This window comes from Photorhabdus asymbiotica, assembly GCF_003634575.1.
Taxonomy (GTDB): Bacteria; Pseudomonadota; Gammaproteobacteria; order Enterobacterales; family Enterobacteriaceae; genus Photorhabdus; species Photorhabdus asymbiotica.
The window spans coordinates 342,892-368,042 of the sequence record NZ_RBLJ01000005.1; the positions used below are offsets into that span (position 1 = coordinate 342,892).

The 25,151-nt window shown below is 40.5% G+C and carries 20 protein-coding genes and 2 pseudogenes; 7 read left to right on the forward strand and 15 right to left on the reverse strand.

Annotated features, from left to right (window positions below; genetic code table 11):
* Positions 1-149 precede the first annotated feature (149 nt).
* Entirely contained in the window at positions 150-581 is a 432-nt protein-coding gene (gene uspA / locus BDD30_RS21265) for a universal stress protein UspA (protein ID WP_012776299.1), read from the reverse strand.
* 972 nt (positions 582-1,553) lie between these two features.
* Between uspA and BDD30_RS21275 the strand changes: the two genes are divergently transcribed.
* Positions 1,554-2,339 carry a DUF4225 domain-containing protein gene (locus BDD30_RS21275; protein ID WP_012776297.1) on the forward strand — a complete coding sequence of 262 codons (786 nt, stop codon included), beginning with the start codon at positions 1,554-1,556 and terminating at the stop codon, positions 2,337-2,339.
* Positions 2,340-2,868: 529 nt separating this feature from the next.
* Here BDD30_RS21275 and BDD30_RS21280 read toward each other — a convergent pair.
* The gene (locus tag BDD30_RS21280; protein WP_012776295.1) at positions 2,869-3,348 is read right to left on the reverse strand and encodes an Hcp family type VI secretion system effector; all 480 of its coding nucleotides are present in this window, start codon (positions 3,346-3,348) and stop codon (positions 2,869-2,871) included.
* Between the two features lie 522 nt (positions 3,349-3,870).
* Here BDD30_RS21280 and uspB point away from each other — a divergent pair.
* Entirely contained in the window at positions 3,871-4,206 is a 336-nt protein-coding gene (gene uspB / locus BDD30_RS21285; RefSeq protein ID WP_041381445.1) for a universal stress protein UspB, read from the forward strand.
* Here uspB and BDD30_RS23825 read toward each other — a convergent pair.
* Positions 4,165-4,305 carry a hypothetical protein gene (locus BDD30_RS23825; RefSeq protein ID WP_170152973.1) on the reverse strand — a complete coding sequence of 47 codons (141 nt, stop codon included), beginning with the start codon at positions 4,303-4,305 and terminating at the stop codon, positions 4,165-4,167. The two genes, uspB and BDD30_RS23825, sit on opposite strands and share 42 nt — an antisense overlap.
* A 75-nt stretch (positions 4,306-4,380) precedes the next feature.
* Positions 4,381-5,871: an inorganic phosphate transporter PitA gene (gene pitA, locus BDD30_RS21290; RefSeq protein ID WP_012776293.1), complete on the reverse strand. Its 1,491-nt coding sequence runs from the start codon at positions 5,869-5,871 to the stop codon at positions 4,381-4,383.
* Positions 5,872-6,171: 300 nt separating this feature from the next.
* Between pitA and BDD30_RS21295 the strand changes: the two genes are divergently transcribed.
* Positions 6,172-7,356: a BaiN/RdsA family NAD(P)/FAD-dependent oxidoreductase gene (locus BDD30_RS21295; protein WP_041381444.1), complete on the forward strand. Its 1,185-nt coding sequence runs from the start codon at positions 6,172-6,174 to the stop codon at positions 7,354-7,356.
* Positions 7,357-7,395: 39 nt separating this feature from the next.
* Here BDD30_RS21295 and BDD30_RS21300 read toward each other — a convergent pair whose 3' ends face one another.
* From BDD30_RS21300 to BDD30_RS21310, 3 genes are all read right to left on the reverse strand, one after another.
* Entirely contained in the window at positions 7,396-7,692 is a 297-nt protein-coding gene (locus tag BDD30_RS21300; RefSeq protein WP_012776291.1) for a DUF4143 domain-containing protein, read from the reverse strand.
* A gap of 308 nt (positions 7,693-8,000) precedes the next feature.
* On the reverse strand, positions 8,001-8,474 hold the full coding sequence (locus BDD30_RS21305; protein WP_121302802.1) for a hypothetical protein: 474 nt from the start codon (positions 8,472-8,474) through the stop codon (positions 8,001-8,003).
* Positions 8,474-8,959 (reverse strand): hypothetical protein, encoded by a 486-nt coding sequence (locus BDD30_RS21310; protein ID WP_012776289.1) that lies wholly within the window; start codon positions 8,957-8,959, stop codon positions 8,474-8,476. Before BDD30_RS21310 ends, BDD30_RS21305 begins: the two co-directional genes overlap by 1 nt.
* 809 nt (positions 8,960-9,768) lie before the next feature.
* On the opposite strand from BDD30_RS21310, the gene BDD30_RS21315 reads away from it, so the two are divergent.
* Together BDD30_RS21315 and BDD30_RS21320 are read left to right on the forward strand one after the other, a co-directional pair.
* On the forward strand, positions 9,769-10,644 hold the full coding sequence (locus BDD30_RS21315; protein WP_012776288.1) for an alpha/beta fold hydrolase: 876 nt from the start codon (positions 9,769-9,771) through the stop codon (positions 10,642-10,644).
* Between the two features lie 23 nt (positions 10,645-10,667).
* Positions 10,668-12,182 carry a flavin-containing monooxygenase gene (locus BDD30_RS21320; RefSeq protein WP_197535147.1) on the forward strand — a complete coding sequence of 505 codons (1,515 nt, stop codon included), beginning with the start codon at positions 10,668-10,670 and terminating at the stop codon, positions 12,180-12,182.
* A gap of 192 nt (positions 12,183-12,374) precedes the next feature.
* Here BDD30_RS21320 and cynS read toward each other — a convergent pair whose 3' ends face one another.
* The 5 genes from cynS to BDD30_RS21355 all read right to left on the reverse strand — a co-directional run bounded on the left by cynS (position 12,375) and on the right by BDD30_RS21355 (position 20,528).
* Positions 12,375-12,845: a cyanase gene (cynS, locus tag BDD30_RS21325; protein ID WP_012776286.1), complete on the reverse strand. Its 471-nt coding sequence runs from the start codon at positions 12,843-12,845 to the stop codon at positions 12,375-12,377.
* 333 nt (positions 12,846-13,178) lie between these two features.
* Positions 13,179-16,451, reverse strand: coding sequence for a pullulanase-type alpha-1,6-glucosidase (pulA, locus tag BDD30_RS21330; RefSeq protein WP_012776285.1), 3,273 nt, complete (start codon positions 16,449-16,451; stop codon positions 13,179-13,181).
* Between the two features lie 1,521 nt (positions 16,452-17,972).
* Positions 17,973-18,461, reverse strand: coding sequence for a GlcG/HbpS family heme-binding protein (locus BDD30_RS21345; RefSeq protein WP_012776282.1), 489 nt, complete (start codon positions 18,459-18,461; stop codon positions 17,973-17,975).
* A gap of 100 nt (positions 18,462-18,561) precedes the next feature.
* Positions 18,562-19,191: a response regulator transcription factor gene (locus BDD30_RS21350; protein WP_012776281.1), complete on the reverse strand. Its 630-nt coding sequence runs from the start codon at positions 19,189-19,191 to the stop codon at positions 18,562-18,564.
* Complete coding sequence (locus BDD30_RS21355) at positions 19,191-20,528, reverse strand: sensor histidine kinase (protein WP_041381442.1); 1,338 nt, start codon at positions 20,526-20,528, stop codon at positions 19,191-19,193. Before BDD30_RS21355 ends, BDD30_RS21350 begins: the two co-directional genes overlap by 1 nt.
* 586 nt (positions 20,529-21,114) lie before the next feature.
* Between BDD30_RS21355 and BDD30_RS21360 the strand changes: the two are divergent.
* Positions 21,115-21,438, forward strand: a pseudogene (locus BDD30_RS21360) (pirin family protein); the annotation flags it as partial.
* A 132-nt stretch (positions 21,439-21,570) separates the two neighbouring features.
* Positions 21,571-21,924, forward strand: a pseudogene (locus tag BDD30_RS21365) (pirin family protein); the annotation flags it as partial.
* Between the two features lie 48 nt (positions 21,925-21,972).
* Here BDD30_RS21365 and pckA read toward each other — a convergent pair.
* From pckA to hslR, 3 genes are all read right to left on the reverse strand, one after another.
* On the reverse strand, positions 21,973-23,592 hold the full coding sequence (gene pckA, locus BDD30_RS21370) for a phosphoenolpyruvate carboxykinase (ATP) (RefSeq protein WP_012776277.1): 1,620 nt from the start codon (positions 23,590-23,592) through the stop codon (positions 21,973-21,975).
* 215 nt (positions 23,593-23,807) lie between these two features.
* On the reverse strand, positions 23,808-24,680 hold the full coding sequence (hslO, locus tag BDD30_RS21375) for an Hsp33 family molecular chaperone HslO (protein WP_012776276.1): 873 nt from the start codon (positions 24,678-24,680) through the stop codon (positions 23,808-23,810).
* 26 nt (positions 24,681-24,706) lie between these two features.
* Positions 24,707-25,123, reverse strand: coding sequence for a ribosome-associated heat shock protein Hsp15 (gene hslR, locus BDD30_RS21380; protein WP_012776275.1), 417 nt, complete (start codon positions 25,121-25,123; stop codon positions 24,707-24,709).
* Between the last annotated feature and the right edge of the window lie 28 nt (positions 25,124-25,151).

A 25,151-nucleotide genomic window follows, 5' to 3' on the forward strand; every position in this document is an offset into this window, starting at 1 on the left:
GTTCTATATTCACCTTTCAAGAATTTTTTTTAAAGAATGGTAAAAAAAATTTCTTGATTGCACTAGGAACAAACCAAACAACACCTCATCTCATCAAAAAAACGCCTGCATAAGCAGGCATTTTAACCGAATAGTTTTTCAATTTGTGGTTATTCATCATCACGCAGAGGAACGATCAGCATATCAACATGAACGGTGTTAATTAACTGACGAGCAGAAGACATCAGCTTGCTCCAGAAATCCTGATGATGACCACAAACAACCAGATCTATGTCATATTTTTTAATTGCATCAACCAATACTTGTCCCAGATCACCGCTACCACTCAAAGTTTCCTGAATACCATAATCTGACTCTGCGGAAAGATCTTTCAACGCATTGCGGGTCTCATCAGTAATACGTTGCTGCATGTCACCGAGATTAACGTCAATCAAACCGGTGTAGAGATCGGAATAGTTAACATCAACATGGATCAGGGAAACTTTGGCATTGTACGGTTTTGCCACGGAGACAGCTTTTTGCAGCAACACCTGACTTTCCGGGGATAAATCAACCGCAACAAGAATATGTTTATAAGCCATAAGCGAACTCCTTCCATAATGCTAGTTAATGAGTTGGCAGGGCAAATCGCCACTATGCTACGTTTATTACTGTTTAGAATGTCCTGAAAGTGCTGTTTCGATCACAACTCTTCGTATTTAGCTATCGAACAAAGAACATTCACCAAACAACATATACCACAATCGCTATTCCTTCCACTTGATGGAGAACAAAATCAGACTCTGGTTTTATGGTCTTTCTTGTTCACCCTATGCCTTTCCACTTTCAAATAGCACTTCTTACGTGAAATCCCAATAATCTGAGGTATTGATTGATACGACCCTCAAACAGAAACAAAGCATCTTCGCAAAGTTTATCCAATAACAACATACATTTATTGTAATCCTTAAACCACCTTCGTTGAAGGTAATGCTGTCCGGTTAAGACATCTTGAACAACTCTGTATCTTTGAAATAATTCAGAGAATCACCTCTTCTCTGGATTATTTTATGTTCTAACAGGATATTGAACTTGTCATTGAGACACTGGGCCCTCCGTCTTCCGACACGAAATTGCTCCTTTATGGATTGAACATGCTCTGAGTTCCACTTCTACAGCCAGTATCCGTCAGCGACGTCTGCCAGCACAACAGGCTGTATGGACAGAAAAACTCGTTGGACATCTAAAGTACTCACCAGGAAGTAAAGTTCCCGAGCCTGGAATCTACCACTGCACAGTCTATAGAAAAGAGATTACAAGCAATAAAGGAGCTCCGTTCCCTCCCTAAAATCACCACTAACATAGCTCAAGAGTGGCAATTGATTGTCAGAACCGATACTAATGGCGATCGGAATTAAATAATCGCTTTAATGAAATATGGGTTCATTTTCAGATAATGTTGGCTTGTCAGATTTGGATTGCAAATCACTATAATCAGGAAATAGACTTGTTCAATTTGTTTATTTTTATTAATGTAGATAACGATACATGACAATATTTTAAAGAAGAGGATTATGATGGATGTTTTAGATGAATTCTACGGAAGAAATCCGTGGGCCAGAGGATACTTTGATGATGCCACTCAGAAAGAAAGGCAGCTTATGAAGATTCAAATGGATAAACAAAATGAACTGATTATAGTTATGAATAGTGTTGCTAATAAATTTATAAAATGGAGCCTGGCTAAAGATCATTTCATCAATGAAGTTATCGCGTACTCTCAAGATATTACAGCAAAAATAAACACAGGGGAACTTTCAATACTTGAGGCAATAGACTTATTAGAAGAGGAAATAAAATCCTTAAAAGAACAAGATAGAATGATTTCGCAAAAAAATGTAAGGCAAGCGATTGTTGTACAAAAAGAGGTTATAGATAGCCCTAGAAATAGCAAAAGGCGTGAATTTGATAAATTAATTATTGCAGGTGTTGGTTTCATTTCAGGAGGGCTTCAAATAGTTGGCGGGTTAACTGTTACGAGACTTTCACGTTCTGGCTATGGAGGATTATTATTAGCTCATGGATATAATAATGTTATAGAAAACGGATATTACATACTTTACCGGGAAGATTATGCCGGCCCAGTAAGATTTGTGTATCGCCAGGTTGCAAAAGAAACATTCAATATGAATGAACGTGATGCTGATGCCCTCTACGCATCTGTTGATATAGGTATATCTCTTACTGGGATGTTAACTTACCAACTTCTACCCGATCATCAGAGACTATATCGATATACCTGTTATCTTTCAAGTTGCCTCTTTGTTGGCTTCACTCACTCACCCCGGTCACATAGTTAGCTATGCTCCGGGGGATTCGCTCCCTTGCCGTCGCGATGCATCTTGAAATCTATTGGGTATATATAAATACAGATCTCCTATACGGATTAAAGAATCGCGGAATAAAAATGATGAGTATAGAAGAAATCATTATTGAGATTGTTAGCGATATAAGTACTGCATATGGATATATGAGGAGTAATTAATGGGGTTTATCTATATATTATTATCTTTGATAATACTAAGACCTACATATGTTTTCATAAAAAAGCTTTTAATCTCAGATAATATCTATCATCATCTTTATGCTATAATATTACCATTATCTCTATCTGCTTTTCATCTTTATGTTTCTCATTTTGATTTTATCCCTTTACTAAATATAGACACAACAAATGATGATTTTTTACATTATGCTTCATTTGTTCTTGCGTATTCATGTTGTATCCCATATATCATTGCTCGTCGTAAACACAATACATGAATTATAAATAAGATAATTATCTAAGCATAACTAAGAATATTTAGTTATGCTCGGTCGTTAAATATGTTAATAGTTCCTATCATCCCAAATACTATAAGCACTGGTTCCTGCAATATGATGGGTCCACGTGATACTCTTGTATCGTAAAGAGAGAGTTTCCTGTGGCTCAGAACCTGTATGCGTTATATTATGTGGATGAACAGCTGTTAAATCGGAGATAGTGGCATCAACCACTTTTATGGTGTAATACAACTCTTGAGCACCTGATTGATTTGTTCTATAACACTCAAAAATAGCATCAAGTACTTCGTTATCTGAAATGGCTAACCCTAAAAGTGGAGATGATTTATCAATAGGTTTTTTTATTACGATGGGGTGATGGCTGACATTCTGTTCTCTGCTTATCGAATGAGAAAGGCTGTATACCAATATTTGGTCTGTATGATTCACCTGGCCCTTGTTTCCTATTGAATCGATGGATGAACAACCCGCCGAAATAAGCCCTTGCTTACGACCTTTTAAAGTTAAATAAATTAAGTTTGCCATTTACATTTCTATTTAGTGTTTTATCAATCTTCATAACACCTGAATTTGACTATTTTTCATTCTACAAAATTAAATTCCAGATTAGAAGCAGATTCATGACATTGGTACTTCCCCCTCTCTCTCATATTAATTCAGTCATAAATTTAGTTACCTACAATGAGTTAGACATGAAAATCAGTAAGACACGCAAAAAAGCCTTATTTCCCACTACATTGAATTACTCAGTGGTTACAACAACTCAGATAATGGAATCTATGATTAATTTCATTATATAAGCCGTACTTATTATCAAAATATCATCACATTAAGGGATTAACGCTTCTGACTATTACCATCTGGTATCGGCAACAATCACCACAACTTGACCGCCGTTTTATGACTTTGCCCAAATTTAAGCCACAAGAAAGGTTTTTTTTGTACTATCTGACTATCTTTCCTACAATAAATATAAGACGTCGCTACCTGCAATTTTGATTTTTTCCTTTTGTGACAGCTCTGGCTAACCATTCTAAGGAGGGGATTATGTTCAGTACAATTGCGCTGTTTTGGGCGCTGTGTCTTGTCTGCATTATGAATATGATGCGCTACTTCTCTTCACTGCGGGTATTGCTGTCTATTCTTCGTCAGTCCGATCCCTTACTTTACCAATCAGTAGACGGTAACGGCTTTTTTACTACTCATGGGCAGCTTAATAAGCAAATGCGGTTGGTGCGCTATATCAATTCACAACGTTACCTTGACCATCATGATCCGGAGGTGGTTCTTCTCTGTGAAAGGCTGAGGAAGCAATTTATTCTGACAAGTGCGCTGAGTGGATTAGTTGTTGTTTGCCTGATCTCTATGCTGATTTGGTACTAAAACAAAAGGCGGTATAGTTAACCCATACCGCCTTTCAATGTTATACCCTTCATCTTTCAAGTTGCTGCTTTGTTGGCTGCTTTTACTCACCCCAGTCACAGAGTTATCTATGCTCCCGGGGATTCGTGCACTTGCCGCCGCGCTGTGGCTCGAAATCTATTAGGTATATAACAATTAAATCAATTTCAAAGCAAACCAGTAGAGAGTACCGGACAGCGCGATTGAAACTGGTAATGTCAGTATCCAGGCCAACATGATGTTCTTGATTGTTTTACCTTGAACACCACCACCATCAACCAACATCGTCCCTGCTACCGCAGAAGACAACACCTGTGTAGTAGAGACCGGCATCCCGGTATAACTCGCGACACCGATTGAAACAGCAGCAGTCATCTGAGCTGAAACACCCTGCGCGTAGGTCATGCCTTTCTTACCAATCTTCTCACCGATAGTTACCGCAACACGTTTCCAACCAACCAAAGTTCCCAAAGACAGAGCCAGTGCTACCGCGATGATGATCCAGACTGGTGCATACTCAACAGTGTGCAATAAGTCTTTACGCAGCTTATTCAGGAAACGAGCATCTTCAGCCGTGGTTTCTGGCAGTTTTGCCACAGATTCCGCAGTATCCGCAATACACATCAACATACGACGCATATTGTTACGCTGTTCAGGGTTCAACTCACTGTAACTCTGAATGCCCTTCAATATGCTTTCTGTTTGATTAAGAACCACCACGGCACGGGTGCTGTCACAATGGAATTTCCCCTCCGGTTCATTCTCAACAATGGCTACCGATGGCGTCAGTTCAATGGCATGAGATAACGCCGTACCATGCTGCTGATAATATTGTTGCAGGTGAGTAACCGCATCGTAAGTACGAGCAATGTCATAACCATTAGCATTCATGTTTACGACAAATCCCGCCGGAGCGACACCGATCAACACCAGCATAATCAAACCAATGCCTTTCTGACCATCATTCGCCCCATGTGAGAAACTGACTCCCACCGCAGACAAAATTAGCGCAGTACGCGTCCAGAAAGGTGGCTTACGCTTACCGTCTTTCTTTTCACGCTGAGCTGGCGTCAGATGAATACGTTTGCGCTTCTTGGTACCACTCCAGTAACGACGCAACAGAAACACCACTGCCCCAGCGATAATCAATCCAATTAAAGGAGAGAGGATCAGTGACAGGAAAATCTGTATCATCTTCGGCACATTCAACGCATCAACCACAGAAGAGCTGGTCACAATGGCATTGGTCAAACCAATACCAATGATGGAACCAATCAAGGTATGAGAGCTGGATGCAGGTAAACCGAAATACCAGGTGCCAAGGTTCCAAACAATAGCAGCCAGCAACATGGAAAACACCATAGCAAGACCATGAGCAGAGCTGACATTGAGAAGAAGATCGGTTGGGAGTAAATGTACAATCGCGTAGGCGACACTTAATCCACCAAGAAGAACACCGAAAAAGTTAAATACCCCAGCCATGACGACAGCAAACTGTGCTCGCATAGCACGGGTATAAATAACTGTTGCTACCGCATTCGCGGTATCATGAAAGCCATTAATGGCTTCATAAAACAGCACAAACAGCAGTGCCAGTACTAACATTAGGCTGGTGTGAAAATCCAGGCCAGTAAAAAGATGTAGCATAAACGTTAAGCCAGTTAGTTGGACATGAACGCGGCGCATTATCAGTGACAAATGCTAGCGGGGGAAGTGAAATATGAACTTTTTTTGATTTCATGACAACCAGACAACAATAAGAAATATAAATATTCATTATATATCATACTGTTATATATATTTTGAAAAATTGACAATCCTAAGACAAAAAATAAGTTTACTTGACAAATTCAGGTCATATAGGGCTTTTTCTCCGTAAATTTATCAAAAATGCAACATGTTAGGGGAAATTCCCCACTAAATTATTCAGTTATAAAGAGAAAAACAGTGGAAAGATTTGATGCAATTATTATTGGTGCCGGTGCTGCTGGTCTGTTTTGCGCAGCTCAGGCCGGACAACTCGGCTTACGGGTGCTAGTTCTGGACAACGGCAAAAAAGCCGGACGTAAGATTTTGATGTCCGGTGGTGGGCGTTGTAACTTCACTAATATGTATACAGAACCATCGGCTTATCTTTCTACTAACCCTCATTTCTGTAAGTCTGCACTGGCCCGCTATACACAATGGGATTTTATCGAACTGGTTCAACGTTATGGTATTGCTTACCACGAAAAAACGTTGGGGCAGCTTTTCTGTGATGATTCAGCCCAACAGATAGTTGATATGTTACTGAAAGAATGTGAAGCCGGTCAGGTCAACATTCGCCTGCGCAGCGAAGTCAGTCACGTAGAAAAAAAGGAACAAGATTTCGTTATCACCGTTAATGGAAAGGAAGTAAGTACACGCTCACTTGTTATTGCTTCCGGTGGATTATCTATGCCAGGTCTTGGAGCAACCCCCTTCGGTTATCGAATCGCAGAGCAGTTTGGTCTGCAAGTCTTGCCAACCCGTGCCGCTCTCGTGCCTTTTACTCTGCATAAACCGTTACTGGAACAACTTCATGTACTTTCAGGTGTATCTGTTCCCGCCATTGTCACCGCCGCAAATGGTACTCTGTTCAAAGAAAATATCCTGTTCACTCACCGAGGACTTTCTGGCCCGGCAATTTTACAAATTTCCAGTTACTGGCAGCCCGGAGAGTTTGTGAGTATTAACTTACTCCCAGACACTGATTTAGACGCTTTTCTAGAACAAGAACGAAGTTCTCATCCAAATCAAAGCGTAAAAAATTCTCTGGCAAAATTATTACCGAAGCGGCTGACAGAATGTTTACAAATGCTCGACCAGATCCCAAATATTGCTCTTAAGCAATTAAACTCAATTCAGCAAAAGCAGCTCGTGTTAAACCTTCAGTCATGGCAAGTACAACCTAACGGCACTGAAGGCTATCGCACAGCTGAGGTGACAATAGGTGGCATTGATACTCACCAGCTCTCCTCCAAAACGATGGAGGCTAATCAGGTAAAAGGACTCTATTTTATTGGTGAAGTGGTAGACGTCACCGGCTGGCTTGGTGGCTACAATTTCCAATGGGCATGGAGTTCCGCTTGGGCATGTGCGCAGGCGCTATGATATTTGCGTAGAAACAATAAAGTTTGTCCATAAGACTTCTCAACTTATTAGTCCCAAAGCGCACTCATTGGTACTGCAAATTGTGTTCGGTATATGGCTGATTGGCAGGCAATTGTTACCTGTGTAAAGCAAGATTCCGCTTTGCCAATCTCTGTCAACCAATGAAGCTAATCTAGCCAGTCCCATGCCATCTTTAGGCGGTATGCTGGCTGTTTTTTTAACTTCCCCCCATATTCTTCGTCCATCTTCAATAACCAGATCAACTTCAATCTGATCTTTGTCACGATAGTGAGAGAAATACAGTTCATGTTCACTCCAACCCGATTGACAGATCAAATGCTGGTTTGTATAGCGTCTATGTGTTGGTTTCTGACGTTCTTACACGTCAATCAAAACTTTTTAAGCGTCTGTCAGTCTAGGCTTAAAAGCACGACTGTTACGAAAAGCCAGAGTGATTGGAGGCAAATTTATCGTCTCTGAGAGTCAACACGACCCTCAGAATGATATGCAGCACGCAGGAAGGTAAAGAACATAGTCAGACCTGAAGCTTACTGCAAAATTATATTAGTGGAACTTCAGAAGTTGGTTCACATATTAACCTACAAATCAAAACAGCAATTTCAGTACCAAAAATTCAGATCTTATCACCTAAACCACTTTCCCATTTTTATCGAAAAAGCACTTATTATCGAAATAACAGTTGCACACAAACTGGGGAGTAACATCGAAATAAAACCAAGAATAGTTCCATTGTTTGCAACCGAGTGATGCTCAGCCATCCCGCCCATAGCCATTTGCATGAAAACAGAGTTCGTCAGGTAGGTATAAACCAAACCGCAAATCCCCGTAATCAGCAGAAAACTTATGAACATAGCAACCACTGATCCCGTTATCTGAGGTAATCTTCCCCTAATTGAATGGATGGTGAGAGCGGTCAAGCAACCCGGAGCAAAACCCCATCCTAATACATACCAAATAGCCATTAACCCTTTTAGGGGGACATTGTGTGCCATTTCCAGAATATCAGCGCGCCACAATATAAGATTCAAACATGCAGCCAGCACAGCCAGAAATACGGAAATGGCAAAACTGTTAGGTAAACTAGATTTTTTACTCACTAAAACACCTTCAAGCAATCAAGGAATCTTGCACCTTTTACAGAGTTAAGCAGGAAGCTGCCCAGAATACCGGCCAAAAGTGCAGCAGTGTATCCTTTGATAAGGAACAGCAACGGCATTTCTATTGAGCCCCAATAATTCAGTCCAACGTTGTGGTCCAATCCCCAACACAGCGTTTGGCAAACACTAAACAGCAAAGCACTACTCACCGCAGTCATCGTATAAGCTCCTGTGCTTCCGGGGGTAAAACGTGATGAAACCAGATAGGTGAGTCCCCCAACAGCAGCGCCCATCCCGATACCACATAAACCAAGAGCCCATACGAGACGCCATACCAAAGGGCCATTATCGGGAAATAAAATAAAGCTCATTAAAAGAAATCCAAACTCCGCAATAAATCCCAAAGCAATGAACAGCTTAATTGTGCGTATAGCACGTTTTTCACCTTCCGCTATCGCGTATTCATTCACGGCTTGAGTAGACATTTTTCATCTCCTGAACAAGTTTGTTAAACATCTAATGATGTCATTCAGTTTTATCTGAAGCAGACTATATGCTCTGAATTGTATATATCAAGTTGCTGCTTTGTTGGCTGCCTTCACTCACCCCAGTCACATCGTTATCTATGCTCCTGGGGATTCGTTCACTTGCCGCCGCGCTGCAACTCGAAATCTATTGGGTATAAAACCGGACCGAACACTCTAGCAAAATGCTGTCAGATTGAGGAAAACACTGTACGGTACTTTTTTACCTGATTTTAATTACTTACCTTACTTAATTATGTGAATTATTACCCAATAAAGTAAGAACAATAGGAAAATAAATTATTCAACAAATCAAACAAGAAAAATAAAAATTATATTCAATGTAATTACTATGGTATGAAGATGAAAACCTGTCAATGCAAAACAAACAATTTAGAGAAAAGTAAAATATATAAAATTTTTAATGTCTTGATAATTCCCCCGTTTAACCTGACAGAAGCATAGCATTAAATGGTCAGTCGATAACTAACTACTTAACAAACGGCAAATGCCATAAATTTTTCAAAATTATTAGCAAGTTAATATTTTACTCTCAATTTTAAATGACTTCTAAAACACAATAAACAAGTCCTAATACTGAACTTTATAATAATAATGAAAATATTCAGACAAGATACTATTTTAATTTTATAGTTTGACAATAACGCTATCATTAGTTATTAATTTAATTAAGCAATGATAAGAAAATTACTTAATTATTTATATTTAACTTCCTTATAACCCATATTTATCAAGAGTGTTTAACTACTATGAATAGACCAGAACAAGAATTCAGTGCCAATGAAAGTGTTATAAAAGTAGATGGAAAGAATGTAAAGTTTTTCACCTCTACACCCCAGGGTCCAATTAAGAATAATGATAAGAAAAATCCTGTGGTCTTAGTGCATGGTACTGGCGGAAGTACACAGATACATTTCAGTTCTTTGTTTCAATTACTTGCTACAGAACACCGGGTTATATCACTGGATTTTACTCAACCAGTAAACGCAGACGAAACACTGACTCTTGAACACCTTGGAAAGCAGGTCGAAGCCGTTATTAAAACAGCAGCACCAGGAGAGTCTGTCACACTGATAGGTTATTCTTTGGGCGCTGCCGTTGTTGCTGCTGTTGCCGCTCAACATCCGGATCTGGTTCGTAATTTAGTTCTGATCGCAGGATGGATGAAATCAGATTTACAGCTAAAACGGTTTGCTGCTGTCTGGCACCAGTTATATGAAATCCAGTCCCCCGTTATTACAGAATTTATGATGTATTGCGCGTTCAGAGGTCCCTGTCATGTGAACATGCTTCCAGACCAGCTTGCAAACGGATTTGAAAATATCAATCCGGGGGAATTTGATGCATTGCAAATAACTCTTGATTCCCAAGTTGATATCACCCAACTTGTTCCTACCATAAAAGCCACGACTCTGATTATTGGTTGTAAATATGATCACATCGTTCCTACCTACCATAGTAAAGCACTTTTTGGCGCAATTCAGGATGCACGCTATACAGAGATAGAATGTGGACACGCTGTCATTTATGAACGTCCTTTCCAGTTGGTACGAGTTATTGACCAGTTCTGTACGGACCCTTCGTTTTATCCTGCCGGAACCATTATCCCTACAGATCAACCATAATCTCTCTTACCCTCTGGAGAACGATGATGAATAAAAGTGCACCAGACCATAATCCACAAATAGACATATCACGGGCCACTGATGTAGAAATTATTATCATCGGCGCAGGCTTTGCTGGCCTTGGTATGGGAACTCAGCTTAAACGCAGATCTCAGCACAGTTTTCTTATCCTCGAACGTGCCGATGATGTCGGAGGTACCTGGCGCGATAATACTTACCCCGGTATAGCCTGTGATATCCCCTCGCATCTTTATTCTTTCTCATTCCGCCCCAACCCTGACTGGTCTTATGTTTTTTCACCAGGACATGAAATACTTGCCTATCTTCAGGCTACAGCCAGAGATGAAGGGTTATTGCCTCATATCCGTTTGGGAACCAACGTTCAAAAAGCTTACTGGGATAACCAAGAAGAACGCTGGATAATTATCACAACCACAGGAGTTTTCAGTGGTCGATTCTTAGTAGCAGGCACCGGGCATTTAACAGATGAAAATATTCCACAGATCGAAGGTCTGAATAGTTTTACTGGGGAAGTTTTCCATTCAGCCCGCTGGAAACATCACATCCCTCTTCAAGGTAAACGGGTAGGTATCATCGGATCAGGCGCTTCGGCAATACAAATAGTCCCTGAAGTGGCTAACAGTGTCTCTGAACTCGTTATTTTCCAGCGAAGCGCTCCCTACATCCTACCACGCCCCGACCGAAGTTATTCAGAAGCTGAAAAGCGATTGTTCCGACGCGATCCGAAGTCTATTCCTGCTCTTCGTTCAGATATATTCTGGCACTTTGAGTCTCTGTATCCAGCTTGCCGTTCTATTCCTGAATATCTGGCAGAATTAAAACGTATAGCCTTCGATCATCTTAAACAGCAAATTTCCGATCCAGAATTATGCGCAAAACTCATCCCTAATTATGAACCTGGCTGTAAAAGAATCTTGGCTGCAAACAATTATTATCCCGCTCTTCTCCGAGATAATGTTCAACTCGAAACATCAGCCTTAAAGCGAATCGATGGACAAAACGCAATCTCAGTGTCTGGCAACAGTTATCCACTTGATTTACTTATATTTTGCACTGGTTTTCAAACCACCCAACCGCCTTATACCCATCTGATTCATGGCCGTGATGGCCTTAGCCTCGCAGACCACTGGACTCAAGGTATGGAAGCCTTTGCATCAACCACAGTTACAGGTTTTCCAAACTTCTTTATTATCAACGGACCAAGTGCAACGCTTACCCATAACTCAATTATCTACATCATTGAATCTCAAATAGAGTACATTCTTGGTGCTATTGAATACAGTAGGAAAAATAGCAACTATGTACTTGAGGTTTCTGCCGAAGCTCAAGAGAGTTATGTAAATGAATTACAACATCAGCTTAAAGATACGGTATGGGTTAGCGGTGGTTGTACAAGCTGGTACCTTGATCCCCGAAATAAGCGTCCAACACTGATATGGCCGGGCTTTGCTCATACGTTCAGAAAACATAATAGTAATTTTGATCCTGCTCCCTATATACATCGCGTTACAACATAATCAATAAACGCCAAAAGCAATGAGCAATGGTGCTGCGTTATTCCGCGTGTCACAAACGCAGCATTTTTCATGATGAAGCCCCAAAATACCTCTATTTATGATCTAAAAACATCTATTTTCGGATATTCATTCCTGAAACGGCAAAGGACTTTTCCCTCGAACTCAGTCCTTTGCCAATATTAATTAATCACTTTAGAACGGTTTCGTCGGTAGATATTTTCCATCTAGTGTAATCACAGCCCGCGAACCACCGTTAGGGTCATCGACCTTTTTGATATCAAGTTTGAAATCGATCGCACTAATAATGCCATCACCAAATTTCTCATGGACCAACGCCTTCAGCGTTGAACCATAAATTTGTACCATTTCATAGAATCGGTAAATAGTCGGATCAGTCGGTACACCACCGGGGATACTGCCACGCACAGGGATAGTTTGCAGCAGGCGAAGAGCATTCTCATCAAGTTCGAGTCGGTCAACCACAATCTTGGCGGCATTTTCAGGCAATGGGTGTTGACCAAGCAGTGCAGCAGTGACGAACGCAAGACTTAGACCCGTTCCTTGTGCAATATCCTCAAACGTCAAATTTTTGCGTATTTTGGCGTCGATGATAGCATCAGTAAGGATCTGGCGGGGAGTTTGGGAATATTGTGATTGTGTCATGATAATTCCTTTAGATTGATGAACTATTCAAGTTCCGCGGTAAGACACGGATTACATTGTAGAAACAGGCAAAAAGACAGGCCGTCTGGAACCAGCTCTATATTGGTAATTCGAACAATTGCGTTTTTACGCATCATCAAATCAAATTGAATGAACTTTTCTATTATGTCAAAGATCAGATAGTTATTATTTGTATAATACTTTCCGATAGTGACTAGTTAGCAAGCTAGGCAAGGCCCTCCGCATTCCCCAATCGCTGTTGATCTCCACCGAAAATTCCCTCAACAATAATAGGTGGCCCGAACAACCGCCCCGATTTAAGAAATTCCTACATTACTTGCCACGAACTGGCAAGCCTATGCTACGAACGCCATCCTGTGGCAGAACTAGCACAGCCACCGACCAAGCCGGCAACGTGACAGAACCATCCTCAGCTATTCTGATACCCGCCGCCAGAGAAGCATTGCCCAGCTCGCCCTGAATATCATTCAACTTCAATCCCCTGACGTTAAGATCGCTCACAGTAGCAGTCTGCGACGCAGCATTAATCATCACCACCAAACCGTCAAACCGCAAATCTCGGTCATCGTCAGTAGTATTACCATCATCTATAGTCATCACGAATAGTCCAAGTTGCTGATTCGGCCCAACATTACGGAAATCAACGCGTTGCTTAACCGATTTCCCATCGCCAAGAGTCATCAGTGGTGAAAATTGACGCAAGCGCAATAACTCCTGATAGAAGGATGTCATTTGTAACAACTCAGTTTGGCCCGGTTTATCCACCAGATTTTTCACTTGTTCAATTAATGCGTAATTTTCGCCGTCATCACGCCAACCGGGCATACCAACATCATAGTTGTTGTCCTGATAGGTGTAGCTGACACGATTAAACCAATCACCTGCATTGTAAGAATCACGAGTAAAAGACTTAGAGCGTAGTAGCTCTGATCCATGTTGCGCAAACGCCAGCCCCTGTCCCAGGAACGTAGTAGCTAGGGATATTGCCTGCATACGAACCCGTGTCGCCAAATTCGCCTCACGTGCGGCTTTGTAGCTGATGATGTCCCACAGTGTCTGATTATCGTGTTTAGACACATAATTGATCACTTCGGTTGGGTCAGCGGCATAACCAGCTATAGCCCCTTTATAATCAATTTCTCTACCAGTTTTCACCGCGCCATCTTTATTAATCAGCACAAAATCAGCCAAATTACCCGCCATACCAAGACGTACCAGATCCGCCAGATGACGCACCTCATCAGCATTTAACCAAGTCATTTCGTTCGGTAGTGTGCCCGCACCGTTACCCACACCTTGGTTAATCCGAATACTATTAGCGGAATCAAATGGACCCCCCCCCTGTACTGCGTCGCGCAGTCGATCAGAAAAAGTGCCTATCCCAGAACCTTTAAGATTAATTTGAGAAGCAATCTCGAAACGGTCATCCTGCCCAGAGTTCCAACCTTCACCCAGAAAGTAGACCGATGGGTTAATCATTCGTACCTTTGCCAACGCCGACAAGATTTGTGCTTTAGGATGGAAACCCATAAGGTCAAATCGAAATGCGTCGATTTTATAGTCCTTAACCCAAGTTACCAAAGAGTCTTCAATGAGCTTAGCGAACATACGGTGTTCCGGCGCGGTATCGTGACAACAGGTATTGGATTCAACGTTACCGCTAATTTCATTTAGGCGATGATAATACCAGGGGACTATCTTATCCAACACGGAGGATCTATCTGTTGGACCCGCTGCATCAGTGTGGTTGTACGCGACATCCATGATCACATTCATCCCCAGCTGTTGCTTGATAGCTTGGACCATTGCGCGAAACTCTTTTATGCGTACTGAACCTTCAGCATCAGTGGCATAAGAACCTTCCGGCACCGAGTAATGGAACGGATCGTAGCCCCAGTTATAGGAGTCAGTTTCTGCAATCATTGCATTAAGTTCTTGTACCTGCGGGTTATTAGCGCTGTCACCATTCTTGAGTTCCTGTAACACTTCGCCCACAGTCTGTAAGCCATTACAGTAATCAGCAAAACGGCTGTTCCTCACCATGGCATTGACCTGACATAAACGACTGAATGGGTGATTAAGATCAGCTACTTGGTTGCTGAACTCATTAATGGAAGCCACATCAAATACGGGTAATAGTTCCATATGAGTAACCCCTGCCTGACTCAGCGCCTTGAGATGTTTGAACATATCACTGTTATTCGCTGTCAGAGCCAGGTATTTACCCCGCCAAGCTTCCGGTACTGTGCTGTCTGCAATGGAGAGATCTCGGACATGAGATTCGTATATAGTCATACGCGCAATATCCGCTTGTGTACTTTGCGAACGCGGCATAATCAAGCTATCCCAGTTCTGCGGTTTTAACGCTTCATCATCCAAGTTAATTACTTGACTGTATTCCGAATTGGTAGACAAGCTGTGGGAATAGGGATCAGTAACTTCATAATGCTCCACGTTGCGAGAACGTGGATGGTACACCGTTAGAGCATAGCGGTAGTAAGCCCCGATCAAATCCTTATCGCCTTGCCATGACCAAGAACCACTAGCAGGATTACGGTTCATTGCATAGTTAGCAATTACCTGTTTATCTGTATCGTAGATAACCAATGCTACCTGTTGAGCCGTCGGAGCCCATAAGTGAAAAGTAACACCTGATCCGCTGACCAATGCACCATACTCGAGTGTATCAGCAGCATTAGCAAAACGATCATCTAATACACCAGCCGTTTGTACTTGAGTAGCTGATAATAGTAAGCCCTCTTTGTTGGTCGCCAACGCCACCAAATCACCGGTAAGTAACTTATCGACATCCGTATCCGCAGGCAAACGAAATGCGGTTAACTTCGTCAAATGGGGGAACCGCTCAGCTGTCTTCTGGCTTAAAGTCGTCGGTGTTAACGTCAGATAGCTATCAGTGAAGTTTCCTTCGTCATCAGCTCCTACCTTGTCGTTCCGGTTATGATACAAACGGACATAAGGCTTATCTGCTCCGCCGGACCACAGCAATGTTTGCTTATCGACCCAATGCGCCGAAGCCTGAGAAACGCCGAATACGGAATTAAAAGCTTCCGCACGACTACCGTAGATCTGATTACTGCCTGGTATCACAGAGATGGTACGGTTACTGAAATCGGAGAAGGAAATTTTCAGGTCATTGTCGATCAATTTAGTGTTGTTACCATCACGCACGATAAAATTAATACAACCCTCGTTCTTAGTTAATGGTACTACCCAGTAAGGCCCATAACTATCGCTACCAGTGGGAACTATACTGGTATCGTTCCAATTTAATGAAGGGAAAGCCAAAGAATCACAGCTTTCATCATTCCATAAGTACAGGCTGTTAGTACTGTAATCACGATCTGTTGTCGGGTTGTTTTTGTTTAATGCGGCTATGTCCACTAGATGGATCACTGCCTGTAAATCGCCGGCACGGGCAGCTTCACCCGGTATTTTAATAGGGAGATGCGCCATTGGCTCTTTCGGGGGATTGGGTGAAGGGCCATTGCTATCACAGCCTGACAGTAAAACAAATGTACCGCTTAATAGGGCCCGGTAAGCCTTTTTACCGAAGTGAGCTACCATAATCAGACCTTTATAATTGAAAGAAATTAGCGCCGATATTATTGTTAATACAACGAAGAGGAAATATTAAATAATGTCTCAAATAAAGCAGCATCATCCTAATTTTGATACTAAGGGGAGTAGAAGGCAGGAGGAGGGGCATTTTCGTGATATTGCGCACGATAATAATGTAATAATCTTTTATTACATAAGCTCGAAGTAAATTGCATAAAACACAGAAGAATTATTTTATATCTGACATTAATAGAGAATGTCGTCAGGCATTCTCTATTAAATTTATCCAAAATAAAGGCAAAATTTATCTTAAACAATTAATTCTAACCTATCACTAACTCTATTTATGAATCTTCCCAGTTAATGACTTCTGCCATGACCAAATGCAAATGTAAAATCTGTTACCTAAAAAACTTCAACATTCCATGCTTAAATGTTTCAGCTGGGACAATTTTAGTATGATAACCAAAGTTATTTCTTATGAATCCTGAAACTGGCAATAAACGCCCTACAGATGGCCTATAATGACCAGAATGATTCACTAAATACACCGCGTCCCTATATCGATACATATAACCAGCACTAATGACGCGACTCCCTCCCGCCTCTTTCGCTAAGACCGGGTGAGAAAGCATCTTAGGATTAACCTTTTTACTGATACTCCCGATAGCCAGTTTTCCTTCCACATTAAAGATAAATTTATGTGATTTGGTTGTGTCAGACAAAATATCTAGATCTCTGGTCTGCGTAATCACCCGTATATACCCAATAGATTTCGAGTTGCAGCGCGACGGCAAGTGAACGAATCCCCAGGAGCATAGATAACTATGTGACTGGGGTGAGTGAAAGCAGCCAACAAAGCAGCAACTTGAAGGATGAAGGGTATAGATGCATCGTCATAACGTCGCGCCCAACCAGCTAAGTTTTCTTCCATATCAAATAGATTTAGTTTGGTATTTCTCAAATCACCTATGCCTTCAGTCATCCATAACTCTCCAACTGTGTTTTGTTTAACATGTTAATAGATCCTCAAATGATTTTGATTTCTCATCTTCCAGATTGCTACTTTGCTACCAAGCAGTGAAGCCATCTTTATGGCTCATAGTTATTTTCCAATAGGTGACACTCCGCAATAAAATATTTCTTTGTTATTTCGGATTTGTCAGTTAACGGAGCACTTTTAGATGTTAAAGAAATAGTTTAGATATGAAACAAACCACATTATTTTGATAAGGACTTTAAATATAACACAAGAGAGATTTTATTTTTTTGGATAACACCATGAAGTTTATATTAATCATTGAAATAAATATGTTCGATGTTATATACATCGAACATATTTAAATTAAATCTATTTAATAATCACATAAACACAATGATATTAATTAATCATTATAAAAAAACCAATTAAAAATAAAACTCATTAGATATGACTTTTCAATTATTAACCATGCAAAAATATATAATTACGGGATATATTAAACCCGGCTTTATATCCATTATATTAATTACATGACAATATTTTTATTACAATTCCGATGAAACCTTTTGAATTGCATCAAGAGCACACTGTTGATCTAAAGAGCCACTTGGTGCACCACCAATACCAATAGCACCAATCACCTCATCACCAGATTTAACCGGAACACCACCAGCTAACAGTAGAAAACCGGGAATATCCCCTAAATACTGAGCACCAAGATTTGATTGTGCGGTTTTCATTACATCTTCTGACGTTCTCTGGGTAGATAATGCGGTATAAGCTTTCATTTTGCTCGCCTCAACAGTATGCAATCCAGCTTTATCCATACGCTGAACGGCTTTCAAGACCCCACTTTTATCAACAACAGCAACCGTCACGTTATAATTACTCGATTTACAAGATTGAATTGCCTCAGAAGCTAATTTATTCGCTAACTCAAGGGTAATATTACGTTCAGTAATTAGTGATGAGGCAAAAGCGGATTGAGCGAATAAACCTGCTGCCAGGATAGTATAGAAAAGAGAATGTTTCATAGTAAACCTCATTAAGTTGGTAAATTATCCTCTACTAACTTAATGAGATTTATAGACTGCATCTATTAGGTCGATTACTTATCAAACTTGGTAGAAATACTTAATCACAAAATGATAATGATTTAAGTAATTCATACTCTTTTACTAATTGTGGTAAAGAATGTATATCTAATTTATGAAATATATTGGCACGATGAACTTCGATTGTACGTGGTGATAATGCCAATTGTTGGGCAATTTGCTTACTGGTTTTGCCTTCCAAAATAATTTTCATCACTTCACTTTCACGATCAGATAATTGGCTGAATTTGACTTTCAATTGTTCGTATACCTGATGCTGCTTAAATATTTTTTGATGAAATGATAATGCATTTGAAACTGTTTCAATCAATAAATCTGCATCAATAGGCTTGGTTAAGAATTCAAAAGCACCATTTTTAAAAGCACGGCGACAAATATCAATATTGCCATGCCCTGTCATGATAATGACTGGCAACGTATTGTTGAGTTTCAGAAGATCATCCTGCAATGTCAATCCAGGTTTTCCCGGCATACGAATGTCCAATAAGATACATCCCTGAAGCTCTGAGATATTTTTCTTATTAATTACATCAAGAAATTCTTGAGCACCAGGAAATGAAACTACTGACCAATTCATAGTTTCCAATAAAATAGATAATGAATCACGGATCGCTTCATCATCATCAATAAGATAAATCATTTCCGCCATTATTCCTCCTTACCTTTCTTAGCTGGTAATAAAATAATAAAACGAGCACCGCCTGTCTCACAATTTTCAGCGCTAATATCCCCACCAAGTTTCTGAACTAATGTCTCCGTTAAAGTCATTCCCAATCCCATACCCTGCTGGCGTGTTGTAAAGAATGGAATAAATACGTTCTTTAAGGCTTCATTGCTTAATCCAGGACCGCCATCTGTTATCACAATTTTTATCATTTCATCAGCATAGGTGATATCAATACAGATCCAATTTTTATGCTCAGCCTGATTTTTTTCTTGCTGTGCCTGAATTGCATTGCTTATTAGATTGTGAAATATCTGTTCAATCCATAATGGATCAGAAAATATCATTGGCAAATCATCGCAAACATGTTTTATGACTTTTATTTTCCCCGTTTTAATTTCATTTTCGAGTAACGTTTCAACCCGAATTAATATCGATAGGATATTAACAGGCTGTAAAATAGTACTGCCAGTCGTCAGTTTCTCGTGATATTGCGTTAATAAATTTGCGATGCGTTGAGTTTGCAAAATTGATGAATCCAATACTGAAATAACTTTATCATATTGCTGCTTTTTGATTAGTCTCAACGCACTTTGGTTATAGCTCATAATCGCAGTTAAAGGCTGGTTTAACTCATGAACGATACCTGTTGCCACTTCATCTATCGTATTCAGGCGAGTGAACTCAAAGAAATGTGCTCGTAAATCAGAAACCTTTCTCAATCTTCTATTTTTCTGAATTAAAAAGATAAAACAGATAATCACTGCCCATAAAAAACTGAGACAAGTAATATAACCCCATGGCAGTTGCGACCATTGTTGATCATTACTCGCTTTGAGCACAAAAGGCTGAAAACGACTAGTCAGCTTTTTCTCCCAATGCCAAAAATACGGCCCTTCCTCCAGCCCCCATCTAATCAATGGGCGATTATTCCAATCTAATTGTACCGATCGAAATTGTGACAATAATGATAAATTTTTCATCAGAATATTAAGATCAATCAATAATCGGATACTATTGCGTGTACTATTAAGCCAATATCTTCCCTCTTCCGCTTCACTGATCATAGGGAAAATTAATACATGCACTGGAATCTCTTGTAATCCGATAATTTGCGGAAAATTTTCCTGTAACTGCTTTAATCCGATATTAGCATCCATAAGCGAAACAATAGCATCATGCTGTGCCAGCTTTTCGCTCAACTCTCGATAAAGGATATTAAATGAAACCGTTTGCTGTTGATAATTTTGATCCAATGAATGATTAATCATTCCCCAAGCAGTCAAAGCTGTTAACACCATCCACGCAAAAAAATGCCACATATGATTACCTGAAAGGATATCTTTCATGACGTTGAAAGACGTAAATAAGAATATATAAGGAAATGGCTATCAGATTCCAGCGCTGGATTAACCTTATGCATTTTCCCTACACACTTTTCAACCTAAGATAAACATTGGCTACAGGGAAAAGACGAGTATTTACGAAGATTCCCGCTAAACAATTGCAGGTAATTAGAATTCTATTTAGTGAATCAGCTAGATGAAATGATTCTCGTTCAATAAATTATCAAATGAAATCCTAAAAAACACTAATTTTATCAAAAAGTTAGAAAATAACTCCATAATTATTCCATATTTGACCAGAAAAAACGCTTTACAATCGATAGTGATAATTATTATCATTCGTATCGCTTTCAGATGAACCACCTTCAGGGTACATATGAAAGCACGACATTGCTCACATTGCTTCCAGTGTTTACTTTAGCCAGCCGGGTGCTGGCTTTTTTTTATTGGACAAGTTCGATCATTATTCATTCAGAATATTTGAATAATAATGTTAGGTTTTTAAGCTTTTATGCTCTCTCTTCTCAACTAGACTGTAAAAAAATATTGAGGAGAACTGAATATGATCCATTTACGCAAAGCATCAGATCGCGGTCATGCAAATCATGGATGGTTAGATAGCTGGCATACCTTCTCATTTGCCAACTACTACGACGCCAATTTTATGCGTTTCTCAGCGCTGAGAGTGATTAATGAAGATTTCATCAAAGCTGGTCAGGGTTTTGATCCCCATCCTCATAAAGATATGGAAATACTGACCTATGTTCTTTCCGGTACAATTGAACATCAGGACAGCATGGGAAATAAAGAGCAGATATCCGCTGGTGAATTCCAAATTATGAGTGCCGGTACAGGTATTCGTCATTCAGAATACAACCCAGACAGTGATAGCCAATTGCATCTATACCCTATGGATTTCAAGATGCATCGCGACGGCAAGGGAGCGAATCCCCGGGAGCATAGATAACTATGTGACCGGGGTGAGTGAGTGCAGGCAACTTGAAAGATGACGGGTATATATCAGATCTGGATTATTCCAGATAAAACAGGCTTAACACCACGCTATGAACAACACCGTTTTGAGGATGTACAAGGCCGTCAGTTGATACTTTCTCCTGATGCCCGAGATGGCTCAATGAAGATATTCCAAGATATGACCTTGTGGCGCTGGACACTTAAAAACAATGAAACTTCCGAATATGTTACAAAGAAAGACCGTCATATCTGGATACAAGTGGTACGTGGCAACGTCATTGTTAATGGTGTAAAAGCAACCACCAGCGATGGTCTGGCTATCCAGAATGCAACTAACCTTCAGCTCAGTGCCAATGATGACAGTGAAATACTGCTGTTTGACCTTCCCCAAAGATAAATTCCACATAAACCTCACCCATACGGATGAGGTTTACAAAATTGACAACTACAGTTTAGGGCCTGCTTTTACCAAAGCTTCCCCTGCCGGGGTATCCGTGTATTTATCAAAGTTATCAACAAAACGATTTGCTAAATCTTTCGCCTTCTCTTCCCATTGAGATTTATCTGCATAAGTATTACGTGGATCAAGAATATGGGTATCAACACCAGGCAATGCAGTCGGAACAGCCAGTTCGAAAATGGGTAATTCGATCGTATCGGCTTCCTCAATATCACCGCTCAAAATGGCATCAATGATTCCACGAGTATCTTTAATAGAGATTCGCTTACCCGTACCATTCCAACCCGTATTAACCAAATAAGCTTTGGCCCCTGCGGCTTGCATACGTTTTACCAATACCTCAGCGTACTGAGTTGGATGCAGCGTCAGGAACGCAGCACCGAAACATGCAGAAAATGTTGGTGTTGGTTCTGTCACACCACGTTCTGTACCGGCTAGTTTTGCAGTGAAGCCAGATAAGAAGTGATATTGGGTCTGCTCTGGTGTCAGTCGAGATACCGGAGGTAACACACCAAATGCGTCTGCCGTCAGGAAGATTACCTTAGTAGCATGTCCCGCTTTAGAAACTGGTTTAACAATGTTTTCAATATGGTAGATAGGATAAGAAACACGCGTGTTTTCAGTTTTTGAACCATCATTGAAATCAACTATTCCATCTGCCAGTACAGTAACATTTTCCAGCAATGCATCACGTTTAATTGCATTGTAGATATCAGGTTCTGCTTCTTTAGACAGATTAATCGTTTTCGCGTAACAACCACCTTCAAAGTTGAATACACCATCATCATCCCAACCATGTTCATCATCACCAATCAGCTTACGCTTTGGATCGGTAGAAAGCGTGGTTTTACCTGTACCAGACAAGCCGAAGAAAATAGCAACATCCCCTTTCTCACCAACGTTGGCAGAACAGTGCATTGAAGCAATCCCTTTTAATGGCAACAGGTAGTTCATCATAGAGAACATCCCTTTCTTCATTTCGCCACCGTACCAGGTACCCCCGATCAGTTGCATGCGTTCTGTCAGGTTAAATGCAACAAAGTTCTCTGAGTTCAAACCCTGCTCTTTCCATTGCGGATTAGTACATTTTGCACCATTCATCACAATAAAGTCAGGTTTGAATCCAGCCAGTTCTTCATCTGACGGCCGGATAAACATGTTTTTAACGAAGTGAGCCTGCCAAGCAACTTCGGTAATAAAGCGGACTTTTAGGCGTGTATCTGCATTCGCACCACAGAAAGCATCGACAATAAACAAACGTTTGCCTGAAAGCTGTTTAGTTACCAGACCTTTCAGATGCGTCCATGTTTCCTGCTGTAGAGGCTTGTTATCATTCTTGCCTTTTCCCTGGTCAGCCCACCATACGGTGTCACAAGTTACATCATCACGAACAATATACTTATCTTTAGGAGAACGGCCAGTGAAGATCCCCGTATCGACAGCCACAGCCCCCAGGTTGGTCAGAGTGCCACACTCGTAACCTTCGAGTGAAGGTTTGGTTTCTTCTGAAAATAACAGCTCATAGCTTGGGTTATAAACAATTTCTCTAATATCATGGATTCCGTAGTCCGCGAGTTCCTGCGGGGTAATACCTTTAACACTCATGTCATTGCTCCTGGGTAGTCACACTTTTTCTGTGAGCAATGATAGATAATTATGATTAATTAACAGCGATTGCTATCAAAAAATTGAAAACCTATCATTTTTTTAGGTTTTATTTAGGATAAAAAGCCCGTAATAATCCTTTGAGTATTATGTACATTAGTAAAAAGGCGCGAATCCGCGCCCTAACTAAAAGGTAAAAAGTCTTATTTAGCAAATTAATGTAACCGACTCTTTTTTTCTGACTTAATTTCAGCGATATCATTAGCATCAAAAATATAATGCGCACCACAGTACTCACACCCCATATTAATGTTGCCATCTTTCTGCAAAATATGATTAACATCTTCATCAGAAAGTGTCACTAACGTGTCAGCACACCGTTGACGAGAGCAAGTACAACGGAATTCAACCCCTTGTGGTTCATACAATGTCACATCTTCTTCATGATAAAGACGACGCAAAATCTCTTTAACTTCCAGTGAGAAGAGTTCTTCACCTTTAATGGTGGCAGTAAGTTGCACCAGATGATCAAATGCCTCCTCACTATTCTGTTCTGCCGTCGGCAGAACCTGTAATAGCATACCAGCAGCAGCGATATTTCCATCTTGACTACCGGTACGGATAAACAAACGAGTTGGTAACTGTTCAGACTGTCTGAAATAATCATCCAGACAATCCGCCAGAGTTTCACCTTCCAAAGCAACCACACCTTGGTAACGTTCACCATGAGTTGGGGTAATGGTAATCACCATATAACCCGTCCCAACCATCTGCTTCAGACTGCTGTTTTCAGCAATTAATCCGTCAATACGAGCAACACCGCGCATCTGTTGTTGGTGATTACCATTAATCACCGCCAATTTTACCGGACCATCTCCCTGAATTTGAACAGTAATATCTCCATCAAATTTCAGTGTCGCCGTTAATAAGCTGGTTGCAACTAACAATTCTCCCAATAATTGTTGTACTGGCTGCGGGTAACCATGATTTTCCAAAATATGCTGGTAAGTCTCACTGGCTAAAACCAGCTCACCACGCACAGAATAATTCTCAAATAAAAAGCGGTGTAATTGGTCTTGTTTAGACATAAATATCTCTCATCTTTATGAGCAGGCTATTCCGGCTCACTCAATTTGGTGTTTTTAAATTTAATCAACGTGCGCCTTTCTTTTTTATCCGGTCGGCGATCAGGATGAGGCATAGTTAATGCATTCATTTTACGGGCTATTGCCATTTTTTCCCGATTAGCAATACTTGCTTCAGTTTCTCGGTAAAGTTGCTGAGCTTCTGGCGCACTGCGCCGGTGACTGCTTAACGCAAGAACTTCAACTGTACGCTCATCATTACCCTGACGTAATTTAATCTCAGCCCTCAGTTCAACCAATTTACTCGGTTTACTTCTTTGACCATTATAGTGAACTTTACCACCATCTATCATTTCCCGCGCAACCGCCCGCGTTTTATAAAAACGGGCAGCCCATAGCCACTTATCCAGACGGACAGCTTGATTGGAGTCTGAATTATCCTTCATTATTTTCTCCTAATATCAGCGCTGGTAA

Coding starts and splice junctions, on each gene's coding strand:
- uspA (WP_012776299.1), bottom strand. CDS start 581: ATGGCTTATAAACATATTCTTGTTGCGGTTGATTTATCCCCGGAAAGT.
- BDD30_RS21275 (WP_012776297.1), top strand. CDS start 1,554: ATGATGGATGTTTTAGATGAATTCTACGGAAGAAATCCGTGGGCCAGA.
- BDD30_RS21280 (WP_012776295.1), bottom strand. CDS start 3,348: ATGGCAAACTTAATTTATTTAACTTTAAAAGGTCGTAAGCAAGGGCTT.
- uspB (WP_041381445.1), top strand. CDS start 3,871: ATGTTCAGTACAATTGCGCTGTTTTGGGCGCTGTGTCTTGTCTGCATT.
- pitA (WP_012776293.1), bottom strand. CDS start 5,871: ATGCTACATCTTTTTACTGGCCTGGATTTTCACACCAGCCTAATGTTA.
- BDD30_RS21310 (WP_012776289.1), bottom strand. CDS start 8,959: ATGTCTACTCAAGCCGTGAATGAATACGCGATAGCGGAAGGTGAAAAA.
- BDD30_RS21315 (WP_012776288.1), top strand. CDS start 9,769: ATGAATAGACCAGAACAAGAATTCAGTGCCAATGAAAGTGTTATAAAA.
- BDD30_RS21320 (WP_197535147.1), top strand. CDS start 10,668: ATGATGAATAAAAGTGCACCAGACCATAATCCACAAATAGACATATCA.
- cynS (WP_012776286.1), bottom strand. CDS start 12,845: ATGACACAATCACAATATTCCCAAACTCCCCGCCAGATCCTTACTGAT.
- pulA (WP_012776285.1), bottom strand. CDS start 16,451: ATGGTAGCTCACTTCGGTAAAAAGGCTTACCGGGCCCTATTAAGCGGT.
- BDD30_RS21345 (WP_012776282.1), bottom strand. CDS start 18,461: ATGAAACATTCTCTTTTCTATACTATCCTGGCAGCAGGTTTATTCGCT.
- BDD30_RS21350 (WP_012776281.1), bottom strand. CDS start 19,191: ATGGCGGAAATGATTTATCTTATTGATGATGATGAAGCGATCCGTGAT.
- BDD30_RS21355 (WP_041381442.1), bottom strand. CDS start 20,528: ATGTGGCATTTTTTTGCGTGGATGGTGTTAACAGCTTTGACTGCTTGG.
- pckA (WP_012776277.1), bottom strand. CDS start 23,592: ATGAGTGTTAAAGGTATTACCCCGCAGGAACTCGCGGACTACGGAATC.
- hslO (WP_012776276.1), bottom strand. CDS start 24,680: ATGTCTAAACAAGACCAATTACACCGCTTTTTATTTGAGAATTATTCT.
- hslR (WP_012776275.1), bottom strand. CDS start 25,123: ATGAAGGATAATTCAGACTCCAATCAAGCTGTCCGTCTGGATAAGTGG.